Below are 16,353 nucleotides of genomic sequence, written 5' to 3'. Positions count from 1 at the left end.
ACGTGATGTTTATGTATTTGTTGTTACTTACATTATATCATTTTTAAGAGGATTTTTATACTTATTAATGCTTTTAAACGTTTATATATCAAGGTTTTATGCGAGTTTTACTTGTGCGAAGTTTGAGAATATTAATAGAAAACTGTATCCATTATGAGGTTCAAACTTTTCATAGGATTTATAATAATGTTCTAAGGCAGTTTTATAATCATTTAATGCCGCGTATTCAGTGCCTAGGTTGAAGTGAGTAAAAGAGTCATCTGGGTCTTTTTTTAGTTGTTCATTTAAGATAGTTATATTTCGCTTTCTCTTATTTTTAGAAGCTATACTATCATTCATATATCCATAATGATGAATTTTTATAAGGTTGTAAATTGCATTATAACTACTTTCTGAAGTTATTAATTGATTATGAACTTCACCCTCATAGTGAGTTCCATGGTTATTTTTGTAAAGTCTTGGATTTAAATTTATAGTTATTGAATTATCATCAATGGTATCTCCATAATAGTTAAGTGTTTCAAAATTATAAATTGCATTTTCATCTAACTGACTATTTAAGAGTTCCATAAATTTTTTTTGGTCCTCAGGGTACACTTCATCATCTGCATCCAATATTAATATCCAATCTTTAGTTGCATATTTTAATGATTCATTTCTAGCCTCACTAAAGTTATTGTTCCACTTAAAATAGTAAACCTTAGCACCAAAGCTTTTAGCTATATCAACAGTTTTATCTGTAGAACCTGTGTCAACTATAATAATTTCATCAACGATATCCTTTATACTGTTTAGGCATCTAGGTAAGTATTTTTCTTCGTTTTTAACAATCATACACAAACTTACTTCATTCTTCATAACAATATCCTCCACTTTCAAATAATTAACTATATTTTACTTACCTTATATATTATGTAGAATTTATTTAACAGTTCTTAATTAAATATCTCAACACAAATTATAATAAGTAATTCATTGAGTAATTTTGTTTTGAAATAAATTTATGGTAGCAGTGAGTTCAGTTAGATTAATAGCATTAAGATAATCACTGATTACATAGATAAAGCATAAAATAATAAGCGGGAGTGGGTAAATATCAACTTAATTTATTCATAAAAACATATTGAACAAGGAGGGGGAGGGGTTTTATGGATAATATCAGTGAACTTCTTGAAAATAATATAAAAGAGTCTATAGCCAACAATAGATTAAATAAAAGTCATAGAAAGAGAATTGTTTTTTTTGTTAAACAAGGGTTAGATAGTTTTTTAGGCGATATTATTAATGAATTATCCATGGAATATGAAACAAAAAAAATAATTGTAACGGATTACTCACAAATTGATGAGGGCATGGAATGGGCTGATATATGTTGGTTTGAGTGGTGTGATGAACTTGTAGCCTATGGAAGTTTAAATAATGCCAAAAATAAGAAAATCATCTGCAGGCTTCACAGCTATGAGGCTTTTACTGATTATCCCTCTAAGGTTAATTTTGAAAATGTTGATAAAATCATATTTGTTGGGGAACATATTATGAATTTTGCTATTGATAAGTTTAATTTAGCTGTGGAGAAAGTAATAGTGATCCCTAATGGTATTGATTTTAAAAAATGGACATTTTCTGAGAGGAAACAAGGGTTTAATATTGCCTATGTGGGTTATATAAATTATAAGAAAGGTCCTATGCTATTACTCCATACTTTTAAAGCTATTTATGATATGGATAACCGGTATAAACTATTTATTGCGGGACAATTTCAAGATGAAAGGGATGTTCTTTATTTTAATCAAATGATTAAAGAGTTTGGTATAGAAAATAATCTTATTTTTGAAGGTTGGCAAAATGATTTAGATACTTGGCTAGAAAATAAGAATTATATTTTATGTACTAGTGTTTTAGAATCACAAAATATGAGCGTTATGCAAGCCATGGCTAAAGGAATAAAACCTATAATTCATAATTTTGTTGGAGCAAGGAATATGTATCCTAAAGAGTCAATTTGGAATACTATTTCAGAGGCTACTCACATAATATCAGCCGATAAATACAACTCTAAAGAATATTTTGATTTTGTTGGAAACAGATTTGAGTTTGTGGATCAAGTGGAGAAAATAAAATCACTGCTTATAAATTTGGAAGAAATAAAAAATGTGATAAAAATAGATGGACCATTAGTTACTATAGGAATAACAAATTATAATGGCAAAGAATATCTATCAAAATGTGTAGATTCGTTTATAAATCAAACCTATAAAAATATAGAAATTTTACTTATTGATGACTGTTCAACTGATGGTTCAGATAAAATAATCAAAAATTATGAAGAGAATTATAAAAATATAATTGCAATATATCATAGTGTGAACTCGGGAGGAGCATCAAAAGGAATTCAAGAAATTATTAATAATGCAAAAGGAAAGTATTTTCAGTGGCTAGCTTGTGACGATTTTCCTGAAAGCGATGCTATTTATAAATTTGTAGACTATTTAGAGAAAAATCCAAACAAAGATTATGTATATAGTAACTTTAATATAGTAAACGAAGATAATATAAAAGTTAACCAGTGGAATTATGTGGTTTACTCGCAAAGTCAAGTTGTTGAGAATATTTTTAAGTCTGCCTCCGGTGTAATACCTATGAATTGTCTCTATAAATTAAGTTTTTTTAAAGATAACAAAATAGATTGGATTGTATACAAAGATAACGATTTTTCATCAGATACATTAAATTCACTACAGTTTATAAAATATAATTGGAATTATGGCAAAATTCATGGGACACTTATAAATTATAGAATTCATTCTAATAATCTATCACATAATCTGCAAAAAAGAATAGATTCAGCAGTTTCAATTTTTGATTATATAATTAAAAATTTTAAGGAAGAAGTATATGCTTCAAATATTGAATGGGATAGATTTGAAAATAGTGATCAATTTAAAAATTATGTATTAGCACTGTTTTATTATAATCAAATTGAAAATCATGTAAATATGAATGCAATACCTGAATATGTAAAAGGAAATATTACCAAGGAGGAATTAATTAAATATTGTTATGTGTTTGCAAAAGAGGGAATGAAGTATATTGATGAAGGCTTAAAACAAGGAACAGCTTTTTTAAATGAAATTAGTATAGTTAAAGAAAAATATGATAAGTATTTGGAACAAGTTAAAGACCTAGGAGTGATTTAGTTATGAAAGTAATGACTATTTTAGGTACTAGACCAGAAATAATAAGACTATCATTAATTATAAAAAAATTAGACAAGAACTGCAATCACATTTTAGTTCATACAGGTCAGAACTATTCTTCGCTGTTAAATGATATATTCTTTCGGGAGTTAGATATTAGAAAACCTGATTACTATTTACAAATACCTACGGATAGTTTTGGCATACAATTGGGAAGCTTACTGAAACTTATAGAAGAAGTCATATTAAGTGAAAAACCAGATAAAATTTTAATACTTGGGGATACAAATAGTGGCTTATCTGCAATTATAGCCGAGAGACTTGGCATACCCGTATTTCATATGGAAGCAGGTAACAGGTGTTTTGATTTAAAGGTACCAGAGGAGAAAAATCGAAGGATAATAGATGCAGTTTCAACTTATGCTATGCCTTATACTGCGGGAAGTAGAGAAAATCTTTTAAGAGATGGAATATCAAAAAATAAAATATTCGTATCAGGTAACCCTATATTTGAAGTGCTCAGATATTACGATGAAAATATTGAAAAAAGCAATATTTTAGGGGATTTAAATTTAGAAAAAGGTAGATATATATTAGCAACCATTCATAGAGCAGAAAACGTGGATGTGAAAGAACGGTTAGAAATTATATTAAATGCTATTGATTCAGTACAAAAGGAATTTAAGTGTAAAATAATTTTTAGCGTTCATCCAAGAACTAAAAGCAAAATAGATGAATTTGGCTTACTAAATGTAAATAAAAATATAATTTATAGTGAACCATTTGGTTTTTTTGATTTTATAAAGCTTGAAAAGAATGGAGCTTTTGCGCTAACAGATAGTGGCACGGTCCAAGAAGAGTGCTGCATATTTCAAATACCTACAGTTACAATAAGAGACACTACTGAAAGACCAGAAACAGTTGAATGTGGAAGTAATGTGGTTTCAGGTGTTAACTACGAGAAAATTATTATGTGCTCAAGGCTTATGGCAAAGGTAGATAAATACTGGAGCTATCCAGATGGCTATATTGACAACAATGTTTCAAGTAAAGTTGTAAATTTTATATTATCAAATTAGGGGTGATGGTATTTGAAAAAAATTTTAGTCCTAGGTGGGGCAGGTATGGCTGGGCATATGATTAGTAGCTATTTCAAAATATTACCAGAAAAATATGTAGTGTATGATATATGTCATACTATTAAATTGGATGAAAGTTCTATTATTTTAGATATACATGATTTAAATTTATTAAATGCAATTATTGTGGGACTTAATCCGGATATCATAATTAATTCAATGGGAATTCTTAATAAAAAGGCTGAAGAGGACCCCTCTAATACTATTTTCATTAATTCTTATTTACCAAGATATTTAGAACAACAATTTAAAAATACTAATATTAAGCTTATTCATCTAAGTACAGATTGTGTTTTTTCAGGTGATGTAGGTAATTATAATGAAAATTCAATCACAGATGGAAAAGATCTGTATGCAAAAACCAAAATACTGGGTGAAATAAATAACAATAAAGACCTAACGGTGAGGACTTCAATAATAGGACCAGAACTAAAAGAAGGTGGCACAGGACTATTCCATTGGTTTATGAAACAAAATGGAAAAGCTAGTGGTTATTCCAAGGTTATATGGTCAGGGGTTACTACACTACAACTTGCTAAGTGTATGGACATTATGATAGAAAAAAACTTGAGTGGATTATATAACCTGACTTCGAAAGCTTCAATTAGTAAATATGAGTTATTAGAAATTATTAATTCTGTATTTGAAAAAAATATTTTAATTGAGAGTTTTGGGAAAATCGAAAATAACAAAGCTCTTATTAGTATCAGAAAAGATTTTTCTGTAGAATTGCCTGCTTATACAGAAATGATAAGCGAATTAAAATGTTGGATGCTAAAAAATAAGCATCTATATTCGCAATATTTTATGTAATTGGGGGACTGCATATGTTTGAGGGGAAAACTATTTTAATAACAGGGGGTACAGGTTCCTGGGGAAATGAGCTCACAACTCAGTTGCTCCAGATGAATCCTAAGCAAATAATTATTTATTCAAGAAGTGAATTAAACCAAGTAAATATGGAACGTAAATTTAACAATCCTAAGTTGAAATTTATTATCGGTGATATAAGAGATTATGAGTCAATAAAGCAAGCTACAAAAGATGTAGAGTATATTTTTCATTTAGCAGCCTTAAAGCATGTACCAATTTGTGAGCAACAACCAGAGGAGGCAATCAAAACTAATATTACAGGGGTTAAAAACCTTATTAGTGCAGCAATTGAAAATAACGTTGTCAAAGTTATTGATGTTTCTACAGATAAGGCTGTTGAGCCAATAAATGTTTATGGAATGACAAAGGCTATTGGTGAAAAATTAATAATTCATGCGAATACAATAACTAGTAAAACAAAATTTGTTTGTATTAGGGCGGGCAATGTGCTAGGTACTAATGGAAGTGTTGTGCCATATTTTATAGATCAAGTAAAGAGATGTAATGAGATTACAATCACAGACCCCGCTATGACAAGGTATTTTTTAACACTAAAACAGGCAATACAGTTAATATTCAAAGCAATTAAAAGTAGCATAGGTGGAGAAACATTTGTAATGAAAATGCCAGGTTATAGAATAGTGGATATTGCAAGGATTATACAAGAGGAATTTGGAGATGAACACTGCAGTGTTAAAGTAATAGGTAAAAGACCAGGTGAAAAGGTTAATGAAGTATTAATATCTAAGTATGAAGCTGAAAATGCATACATTTATGATAATAACTATTTTGTAATTCTATCTCAAATAAAAATACAGGGCTTAAAAGAATATTATAAAAAATTAAATTTGAATACATTAAATCAAAAGGAATATTCCTCTAGTGATTGTGTATTAGGATACGGTGAAGCTAAGGAAATGCTTACTGAAGGTGGATTTATTGGTATTAAAGAAAATAATATAAAGTTATAGAAAATAAGAGTGAATAGTTTTTAAGTCATTCTGTAGCTGTTTCATTTTGTATTGCCATTTTTGTTAAATAAAAAGGTGGAACAACACTATAATAAATTTAATATAATATATAGAATAACATTGTGTATAAACACGATAAATTTAAGGAGTTGTATTAATGGGGAAAAATAGGTAGATAATGAGATAGATAATACTCAAATAAATAAGTATGTGGGTTTAATCCTGTGTATTTGCTAAATTTACAAGAGTAGCAGTTAAGCATAGCTACTGTGGCGAAACATCAAGAGTTAAAATATGATATCAAGCTCAGGAGTAATTTAAATGGAGATATCATTTTAAAGATTTAATAAATAAAAAATTTATTAAATCTTTAAAATTCACAAAAGTTATAAAAATAATTTTAAGAGGGGGACTTTTATATATGAAAATTTCAATAGATGCAGGGCATAATTGCACACCGGATAGTGGAGCTATTGGAATAAGAAGGGAGGATACTTTAAATAAAGAAGTTGTAGGAAAAATAATTCAGAAACTAAAAAATACAACTATTAAAATAGTAGATTGCACACCTTATGGACAAGTATTTTCAAATGTAGGACAATCGTTACAATACAGATCTAACAAAGCAAACGCATCAAATTCAGATTTGCATTTATGTATTCATTTTAATGCAGGTGGTGGTGAGGGTGTAGAATGTTATGCTATATCTCCAATTGCTAAAAATTATGCTACAAAAATTTGCAATGAAATAGCTTCAATTGGATATAAAAATAGAGGCGTGAAAGATGGAGCATATTTATTTATTGTAAAAAATACTAGAATGCCTTGCATTCTTGTAGAATGTGCATTTATAGATAGTAAAAATGACATGAGCAGGTACAATGCAGATTCAATAGCAAATGCAATAATTAAAGCAGTAGTTGGTATTACAATATCTGGTAACTCAATAATATCCACCTTTCAAGCGGCTTGCAATTTATCGGGTGTTACAGATAAGAACGGAAATAAGATAGTGGTGGATGGGGTTAGAGGTGATTTAACTAACAGTGCCATAGCTAAAGTTATTCTTAAAAAAGATGCAAGGAGCAATTTAGTTAAATGGTTGCAAACTAGACTTATTACTTTAGGATTTCCATGTGGTAGTTCTGGAGCAGATGGTATTTTTGGAGATTCTACACTTGTAGCAGTTAAAAATTTTCAAGTGAAAAATAAACTTTTAGTTGATGGCGTTGTTGGTTCTAATACTTTAAATAAATTGCTAGGTTAGTGGTGCAAATAATCTTACCTGTGGGACTATAAAATGTTCTACAGGTTTTTTTATTAATATATGCAATATTTATAAAAAAGGTTGGTAATATAGTGAAGTGAATGATAAAATATGGTCATATATGTTAAATTATTCATAAGGATGAAACAATAGGGGGAAGTGAATTGGAGACTACAAAAATAAATTCACAAAAGAAAGAAAAGTATAGAAATGAATTTAAAGTAAAGTGGAAAAAAATAAAAGAGGATAAAGTACTTTATCTAATGCTATTGCTACCACTTATATATTTTATAATATTTCATCTAATACCTTTAGCTGGCATGTCACTTGCCTTTCAAGATTATAGAATTATAGGCGATAATGTTTTTGTAGGACTAAAGCATTTTAAAATGCTGTTTGGTTCTCCTAGTTTTTTTAATGTTCTCAAAAATACTATAATAATAAGCACTATGAAGATAGTATTTTTCTTTCCAATACCAATAATCTTGTCTTTGGTCATAAGTGAGATAAGAGGAAAAGGGTTTAAGAAATATATACAATCTGTGGTTTATTTACCACATTTTCTATCCTGGATTGTAATTACAGGTATATGGATTAAATTATTATCGCCCACTAGTGGCGGAGTAAATAATATATTAAATATATTTAATATATCCTCTATTGATTTTATGACAAGCAAAGGGTATATAAGATGGGTATTGGTTTTTTCGGAAATGTGGAGAAGTGCTGGATGGGATTCAATAATATATTTAGCAGCCATAATGAGAATAAGTCCGGCGTTGTATGAATCAGCAAAAATGGATGGTGCATCAAGGTTTGATGAAATGATACATATTACAATACCAGAACTTACAACCACTATAATTACAGTATTTATTTTGAATTTAGGATTTTTTATGAATGCAGGCTTTGATCAAGTATTTAACTTTATGAATGACTCGGTTATAAGTGTAATCGATATCCTTGACACCTATGTTTACAGGATAGGCTTAATAAATGGGCAGTATGCTTTTGCTACTGCTGCAAGTTTATTTAAGGGCATAATTGGAATTATATTGATCTTTACCACACACTTTTTAGCAAAAAAAATATCGGGGAAAGGCTTATGGTAGGGTGGAAAAGATGAAAAATAAAGAAAGTTTAATTCACATAATTTTATATGTATTATTGTTTATTGTTACACTATCAATGCTTGTACCAATTTTAAACTTACTTGCACTGTCACTTAGTGACCTTGGTCGCGCAAAAGAAGTAACAGGACTTACTATTTTGCCTAAGGGATTTTCACTTGATAATTATAGAGTCTTATTTTCTAATCCACAGATTATGAAAAGTCTTTTTAACTCTGTATTTGTAACGGTAATAGGCACAATATTAAATTTAGGCTTAACAATAATGGCAGCGTATGCCCTTACCAGACCAGGTCTTGTGGGTAAAAGGTTCTTTATGGTAATTTTAATAATCGTTATGGTATTTGAACCGGGATTAATTCCAGAATATCTACTAATTAAAAGAATAGGGCTAATAGACACTTATTCTTCGGTAATTTTATACAAGGCATTAAATGTGTATTATTTAATTATACTTATGAGATTTTTTGAAGAGTTGCCAGAGGCACTTATTGACGCAGCAAGGATAGATGGTGCAGGGCATTTAACTATTTTATTTAGAATATTAATTCCACTTTCAAAGTCGTCCATTGCAACTATAGGATTATTTTATGGGGTTTTTCATTGGAATGAATACTTTAGAGCATCTATATACTTAAATGATTCGGCTAAATGGCCATTACAACTAGTGCTTAGACAGTTTGTGGTGTTAAATGATACCACATCAATGCTGGGAGTTGATAGTCTACTATCTTTTGATAGTGCATCTCAGCTAAGTTATCAGGCATTACAAGCAGGAACTATAATGATTGCAATGGTTCCTATACTTTTAATATATCCATTTATACTTAAAAATTACACTAAGGGAACAATGGAGGGAGGAATTAAAGAGTAGCAGTTTTTATGATTAATAGTTTTAATAATTAGAGTTTTAAAAAATAAATTTAGAGGTGATATTATGAAAAAAGCATTAGCTTCAATTCTTGCAATTATAAGCGTACTGGGTTTAGTATCATGTAAATCAAAAACAAGTAACACTGTGCAGCAAAATAGTTCAACTGAGCTAGCAACGGTAAGAATGGTGATGAAAGATGTAAGTCCCAAAGACCCTATATCCCAAAAATATATAGGACTTATAGAAAAAGCTATGGCCAAGGAAGGAACAAAAGTTAAAATTGAACTTGTGGAAATGCCATCGGGTAATTATGCTGAAAAGTTAAACTTGATGTTACTTGGTAAAGATATCCCAGATATTATATATTTCCAAGGTGGAGATCTCCAGATATCTCAGCAAGGATTACTGGAGGACTTAACACCATATATAGAAAAATCTAAGCATATAAAATCTAACTTAGAACCACAAAATGAAAAGAGATTAGAAAATTATCCTTATTTACTATGGATTAAACCTCTTGCATCAAAAGTGCCAGTAATGAGAAGTGATTGGTTTGATAAATTAACTACATCTAAAAAACTTATGGAAGATCCCACTATAGATAATTACTATGCATTCTTAAAAGAACTAAAAGCTTCTAATTTAGGTGGAAAAAAATTGCCAGCCTATGCATTAACAGCTGCTGGTAATACTTTAGAGCTTGATGAAATATTTGACCAAGCTTTTGGAAATAAATCTACTTGGGTAAAAGATGAAAATGGTAAGTATATTTATAATAAAGTAACTAAGAATGAAAAAGAAAAATTGACTTTTTATAATAAACTATATAAGGAAGGAATGTTAGACTCAGAGTACTTAACTAAACAATGGGACACAAAGGAAAAGGCTTTTTATGAAAATCAGTCGGGGGTAATAGTTGGAACAGCAGGCAAGGTTATAGATATATATGAAGGTAAAATCAAAAAGGCAAATGCAGGAGTAGGACTTACAGTAATACCTCCAGCTAAAGGAAAATCGCAAGGATATTTACCTATAGATGTTTCTAAAGAGAGTAGAGGTATAGCTATTTCTTCTACATCTAAAAATAAATATGTTTCCTTTAAAATTTTAGATTTTATGGCTAGTGAAAAAGGTCAAATGATAGATCGTTTAGGTTTTGAAGGGGAGCATTATGTAATTAAAGATGATAAAATACAGTTAACTGAAAAATCACAAGAATGGTATGCAAAATTCTGGGAGCCTTCAAAAATTGCATTAGGAAAAGAACTGGCAAAACCACTACTCGGAGCTGCTGGAACTAAGTCATTAGAAGATGTGAATAAGCTTTATACTGAAGATATTAATTTCATAATGCCAGAAGAACTTTCCATTAAATGGGATTCTATAAACAACCTATATAAAGAATATTCGGCGGATATAATAACAGGGAAACGTCCTATTAGTGATTTTGATAAATTTGTAGTTGAATGGTATAAAAATGGTGGAAAAGATGTAACTAAACATGCTAATGATGTATTGAAGTAAATGGATTATTCAAAAAATATTAAAACTTATTATTTTTATTCAACCTTTGCAGAATTATTGATGGCTGTGTTAATGATAATATCCTTTGTACTTATGGGGTTAACGAAGGTATGGTTTGGTGTTTTTGCAATATTATTTCAACAGGTTGCAAGGGGAATATATAGGCCGGTTACTACTAAATACTTGAATAAACATATACCCTCTGATAAAAGGGCAAAAGTGCTTTCTTTTCAAAGTTTAGCTTGTAATTTGTCAGTAGCCATAGCCTTTCCAATAATGGGAGTATTAAAGGAGCATGAAAATATATTTACAACTCATATGGTGATGGGAATTGCTATGATTATATTAACGGTGATAACAATGAAATATATGAATGGGAGGCTTGGGGTTAAGGTAAATGTGGAGTGTTAGAATTATAAAGGTTGATAGCTATAAATATAAATATAAGAATTTAGTGATATTATGTATAAATTAGAGGAAATACACAATAAAGGTGGAATAATATAAATATATGATTACTATAGATGTCAATAATAAGAAAAGAGGTATAAAAATGGGCAAAATTAAAAACAATATATTTTTACTTTCTACTATTATTTTTATCTTATTAAATACAATTTTGTATTTTACTAAATTAGATGGAGTTATGACACTTATAATACCTTGTTTTATATACATAATTATTTTTTATATTGCGCTTAGGTTTACAAAAGCAGATAAAATAAGTACAAGCAAAGAAACACTACATGTAGGAAATGAAGAAACGGATGACAATGTAAATGGTGAATTATTTACATTGCTTGAGACTATGGACTTTGATATTAAGAGATTAAAATGGCACTCTGAAGAGAATGTAAAGGTCTTCAGCAAAATAGTTCAGAAATCAGATAAGGTGGCAGAACTTAGTGAGGAAAATGCGGCAAGCACTGAAGAAATAAATGCAGGAATAAATGAGTTTACGCAAGTAGCAGATAAACTTAAAAGCAATATTATTATAATTGAAGAAAATTCTAATAAATCAATTGAAATGCTAAATGAAAATAGAAGTACTATTGAGAGCATATCAGATCTTCTTTTAGATTTAACAGATGGTATTAAACAGGCATCTAACATAAATGCAGAATTGAATATTTCTTCTAAAAAAATTAGTGAGTTTGTTGACTATATAAAGGGAATTTCAAGACAAACAAAGTTACTAGCATTGAATGCTAGTATTGAGGCTGCAAGAGCAGGAGAAGCAGGAAGAGGGTTTTCTGTAGTTGCTAATGAAATTGGAAGACTCTCTGAGAACACTGCTGAATTCGTAATGAAGATTGAACAAATTGTTGGTAATATATTAAGTGAGGTTGGAAGCTCTAATAATGCAATTGACAAATGTGTTATTAGAACTAATGATATTGATAATTCAGCTAAAAAATCTGGAGACGTAATTGAAAAGATTCAAAATGTACTAATTAGTTTAAATAATTCAATAAACGTAATAAAGGAAATATCAACTTCGCAAGTTGCCACTTCTCGTGAGATTGAGGGGGCTATTTCAAAGGTAGCATGTGCTGTGGAGAGTACTCATCAACTAACATATGATACCATTAATACAATATCAACTCAAAAAGATAAAAATGTAGAACTTTTAAATTATTGCGATAAGCTTTCAGATATGGCAAGTGGAGTTCAGAAGTTAACTGCAAGGAATAAAAGTAAAGATGAAATTATATTTGGAATAAACCCATTTACATCACCTGAAAATATAAAAAATATGTATATACCAATATTAATTAGTGTATTTAATAAAGTGGGATTCAAAGTCAGAACTATGATTGTAAAGGATTATGAAGCCTTAAGCTCAGGGATACAAGAAGGTATTATTGATGTTGCTTGGTTTTCCCCTTTTGCATATGTTAATGCACATGAAAAAATTGGAATAGAACCGCTTGTCTCACCTAAGGTCAATGGCAAGGTATCTTATAATGGCTATATAATAACTAGAAAGGATAGCGGTATAAACGACTTAGCTGATTTAAAAGGAAAAAGTTTTGGTTATGTTGACGAGGGAAGTGCATCAGGATATCTTTATGCAAGACATATAATTAAAACCAAGGGTATGAATCCTGATAAAATATTTAGCAGAACATCCTTTTTAGGAAGCCATGATAATGTAATAAAAGCTGTGTTGTCAAAGGAATTAGATGCTGGAGCAACTTATAATGAAGCTTTTGAAAATGCCCGTGTGAATGGAATTAATACAGATGAATTTAGAATAATTGCAAAAACTGCAGATATACCAAAGGATGCTATTGCAACTAGTCCACATATGTCCAAAGAGTTTTGCGAAAATCTCAAAAATGCATTTACAGAGTACGTTAAAACATCTGATATAAATTCACCTGTAGAAGGCTTTGTTGCTAGTAATGATAAAAAGTATGATGTGATTAGGGAAGTTATAAAGAGATAAAGAGAGATCTTCCCCGTGGATGATGCAGTCTTTATAAAATCATTAAAGACCCCAAGGGTAAATATGAAAAATAATAAAATAGAGATTGAGCTAGATTATTTAGCTCAATCTCTATTTATTTAAAAAATTATTATATTTTTTTTCGTGGAAAATCTCTTATAATAGTGTGAATTTCCCTGAATATTCTTCCTATATATTAGAAGGTACTTACTATTTTACCAATATAAATAATTAGATACAAGAAATGTATAAAAAATTGTTTATATATGTAATTTAAGCACGTAATTAGTGCGTTCTACAACTCAGTTGTAGACTATTTGTTAATGAAAGAATATAATATAATTGAAATGATGCCCAAAAGAGTCTATTAGTAGTTGTCAGTATTTTATGACATGAGATCTATTTGGGTATAGAGTGAATTCGGAAACTAATCGCTAATATAACAAAAATCAAAGAAAAAGTATTTTAAACCGTAGGTTCATTAGAATTGCTCATTTCTTGCTAGTTAAAATGTAAAAGAATAAAAAAGGGCATAGCAAAGCTAATCCCTAAAATGTAAATTTATGGGATTAAAACGGTAAATATTTAAACTAGGCTGTTTTTAGAATTGATTTTTCTAAAATAGATATAAAGTTAAACTTTGAAACTTTAATTCTTGCATCCAAGTGCACATTAGTAGAATGGACAGTAGTCCACCAAGACCAACGTTTTTTACCACGAGAATGAGCTTCCTCCATATTATAATCATTAAGAATTCTTTTGTTAATACGTTCAGAAGCCGTTCGTTTATTCATCTCTTTCTGCCATTGCTCGCTTCCGCGAGGAATAACAGTAAAGAGACGGGTATCCCATTTTGGTTTTGTATAAATAGTTCTGCCGTAGGCACTTGGTGAACATTGATCTTTGCAAAAACAAGACTGAATTTTACCTTTAACATAAGGGCATCGCCACTTAATTCTGTGACGAACCTTATCATAGTAATCGTAAATCATAGGAAGTTCGCCCATACAAATTGGTATACCATCGTCATCTACTTTGATTGGAGGCTCATATTTAAATTTGCCTAAACCTTTTTTATTAGTCAGTAAATACTCCTTTGGAGGTAACTAAAATTTAAGATACATCCGCAAAAGATTACTGTAAAAAGACAATAAGAAAGAAAGGCTAACTTTTTCGACATAGTTAGTCATGAAAATACTTTATTCTACTGGTAAAAGTTATGCTAACCTTGAAGAATCACTTATGTTTAGACCTAATTTTTTGGCTTCAAGAAGTATCCTGTTTTTACGTTTTTCTTGTTGTATTTTTGAAAGCATATCAAACCTATCTTCATCGAAGGATGTGTTTTCTTTAAGCATAGTATAAATTATAACAAGGATTTTTCTTGCCAAGGCAATGACAGCTTTTTTAGCACCCCGACGTTGCTTTAGTTTCCAAAACCAAGAAGAAAGATAGGAACTTTTTACACGGGTTATGCTCCAGGCGACTTCACACAATACTGTTTTTAAATAAGTATTTCCTTTGGTTATGCGAGTACTTTTTCTTTTACCTGCACTTTCATTATTTCCAGGACTTAAACCAGCCCAAGAAGATATATGCTGAGCTGTTTTAAATTTACTCATATCAATTCCAATTTCGGCAATAATGGTGGCGGCAGCTGTAATATTAATTCCAGGTATTTCATCAATAAGTTGAGTTGGTGCTTTAAAATTTTCTAAAGCACTCTCAATTTTAAAATCAAGAGTAGCAAGGTGGTTGCGATCTTCATCGAGCCTATTGAGCAATATTTTTAGAAAGTCTTTTTGATGTTCAGTCATCTTTCCGTTAACAGCTATTTTAATATCTTCAGTTTTGGCTTTAGCTCTGCCTTTAACATATTCTTGAATCTTGCCTGGACTTATTACTCCTCGTTCGGAGAGATGATCTATTATAGCTCTTCCCGAAGCTCCAAAGATATCCGACAAAAATGTAGATAATTTAAAACCACAGCTTTGAAGATGTTTTTCAATACGGTTTTTTTGAGAAGTTATATCTGATACGATATTTTTTCTGTATCTAGTAAAATCTCTTAATTCTCGTATTTCCTCAGTGGGAATAAAGCTACTTTTTAAAAGTCCGGCACGAAGCAATGTTGCAATCCATTCAGAATCTTTTATATCAGTCTTTTTTCCAGGAACATTCTTCATATGCCTAGCATTTGTAACAACTAATGTAACGGTACTGTTAAATAAATCTTCAAGAACGGTATATATTGGTTGCCAATACACCCCTGTGCTTTCCATGGCAATATGAGCACAATGCTCTTCTTCAAGCCATGTTCTAAGAATGTTAAGGTTTGGTAAGAGAGTAGAAAAAGTACGAATTTCTTTTGAGGGTGTCTCAGTAGTGCTTCCTTTTAATAAACAAGCTACTACGGTATCTTTGTGTACATCAAGTCCACAACAAATTTCTAAAATATCTTGCATAGTTTAATCACTCCAAATAAAATATTACAGGATTGATTGCTTGAGAATGTTAGTAAAATTAGTCAGCGTGCTACTTCCATAATCGTATACGACTATGGCCACAATTGGCTGTGCTCAAAAGCAATCAGATTAGATTATATCACGAGATCGAATCATCAAATAAATACCAAACTCTATTCCTGTTATAATTAGTCTGGACAAAAAATAAAAGTGTCATACTTCATTATTTTCATTGTTGGTTGTGGGCATCTGCCTATGAATGATTATATAGGAAACAGCTTGCGGAAACCACTGTGGATAACATTCTAGCTAAAAAATAGATAGAAAAAATAAGGAAAATATGAGATGATATAACCATGAAAAATAATAAGATTACTATAAAACAAATATTTGAAGATAATTATCCAGAGTTTTGGAAATTAAATAAAGAAAAGTATCCTGAAAAGATGAGAGAACATATG

At 30.0% G+C, this 16,353-nt stretch carries 12 protein-coding genes and 1 pseudogene; 10 read left to right on the top strand and 3 right to left on the bottom strand.

Annotated features, from left to right (window positions below):
* Window positions 1-129: 129 nt before the first annotated feature.
* A pseudogene (locus tag ACREVU_RS06715) lies at window positions 130-858 on the bottom strand (glycosyltransferase family 2 protein); the annotation flags it as partial.
* Between the two features lie 290 nt (window positions 859-1,148).
* On the opposite strand from ACREVU_RS06715, the gene ACREVU_RS06710 reads away from it, so the two are divergent.
* The 10 genes from ACREVU_RS06710 (at window position 1,149) to phnD (ending at window position 13,427) form a co-directional block, all read left to right on the top strand.
* Window positions 1,149-3,197 carry a glycosyltransferase gene (locus ACREVU_RS06710; RefSeq protein WP_431550848.1) on the top strand — a complete coding sequence of 683 codons (2,049 nt, stop codon included), beginning with the start codon at window positions 1,149-1,151 and terminating at the stop codon, window positions 3,195-3,197.
* Between the two features lie 2 nt (window positions 3,198-3,199).
* On the top strand, window positions 3,200-4,276 hold the full coding sequence (wecB, locus tag ACREVU_RS06705; RefSeq protein WP_431550847.1) for a non-hydrolyzing UDP-N-acetylglucosamine 2-epimerase: 1,077 nt from the start codon (window positions 3,200-3,202) through the stop codon (window positions 4,274-4,276).
* A 12-nt stretch (window positions 4,277-4,288) separates the two neighbouring features.
* Window positions 4,289-5,149: a sugar nucleotide-binding protein gene (locus tag ACREVU_RS06700; protein ID WP_431550846.1), complete on the top strand. Its 861-nt coding sequence runs from the start codon at window positions 4,289-4,291 to the stop codon at window positions 5,147-5,149.
* Between the two features lie 14 nt (window positions 5,150-5,163).
* Window positions 5,164-6,180 (top strand): SDR family NAD(P)-dependent oxidoreductase, encoded by a 1,017-nt coding sequence (locus ACREVU_RS06695; RefSeq protein ID WP_431550845.1) that lies wholly within the window; start codon window positions 5,164-5,166, stop codon window positions 6,178-6,180.
* Between the two features lie 421 nt (window positions 6,181-6,601).
* Window positions 6,602-7,447 (top strand): N-acetylmuramoyl-L-alanine amidase, encoded by an 846-nt coding sequence (locus tag ACREVU_RS06690; RefSeq protein WP_431550844.1) that lies wholly within the window; start codon window positions 6,602-6,604, stop codon window positions 7,445-7,447.
* A gap of 164 nt (window positions 7,448-7,611) precedes the next feature.
* Complete coding sequence (locus ACREVU_RS06685; protein WP_431550843.1) at window positions 7,612-8,559, top strand: ABC transporter permease; 948 nt, start codon at window positions 7,612-7,614, stop codon at window positions 8,557-8,559.
* A 10-nt stretch (window positions 8,560-8,569) separates the two neighbouring features.
* The gene (locus ACREVU_RS06680) at window positions 8,570-9,451 is read left to right on the top strand and encodes a carbohydrate ABC transporter permease (RefSeq protein ID WP_431550842.1); all 882 of its coding nucleotides are present in this window, start codon (window positions 8,570-8,572) and stop codon (window positions 9,449-9,451) included.
* A gap of 63 nt (window positions 9,452-9,514) precedes the next feature.
* Window positions 9,515-10,975: an extracellular solute-binding protein gene (locus ACREVU_RS06675; RefSeq protein WP_431550841.1), complete on the top strand. Its 1,461-nt coding sequence runs from the start codon at window positions 9,515-9,517 to the stop codon at window positions 10,973-10,975.
* The gene (locus ACREVU_RS06670; protein WP_431550840.1) at window positions 10,976-11,386 is read left to right on the top strand and encodes an MFS transporter; all 411 of its coding nucleotides are present in this window, start codon (window positions 10,976-10,978) and stop codon (window positions 11,384-11,386) included. It abuts the gene before it with no gap.
* A gap of 100 nt (window positions 11,387-11,486) precedes the next feature.
* On the top strand, window positions 11,487-13,427 hold the full coding sequence (gene phnD / locus ACREVU_RS06665) for a phosphate/phosphite/phosphonate ABC transporter substrate-binding protein (protein WP_431550839.1): 1,941 nt from the start codon (window positions 11,487-11,489) through the stop codon (window positions 13,425-13,427).
* Between the two features lie 590 nt (window positions 13,428-14,017).
* Here phnD and ACREVU_RS06660 read toward each other — a convergent pair.
* A complete protein-coding gene (locus tag ACREVU_RS06660) occupies window positions 14,018-14,221 on the bottom strand; it encodes a hypothetical protein (protein ID WP_431550838.1) in 204 nt (67 codons plus the stop codon).
* Between the two features lie 423 nt (window positions 14,222-14,644).
* The gene (locus ACREVU_RS06655) at window positions 14,645-15,892 is read right to left on the bottom strand and encodes an IS110 family RNA-guided transposase (RefSeq protein ID WP_431550837.1); all 1,248 of its coding nucleotides are present in this window, start codon (window positions 15,890-15,892) and stop codon (window positions 14,645-14,647) included.
* Between the last annotated feature and the right edge of the window lie 461 nt (window positions 15,893-16,353).

The organism is Clostridium sp. (genome assembly GCF_050717535.1).
GTDB lineage: Bacteria > Bacillota > Clostridia > Clostridiales > Clostridiaceae > Clostridium_AD.
The sequence above is the reverse complement of the archived record's forward strand: the minus strand, read 5'-3'. Positions and strand labels throughout refer to the sequence as shown.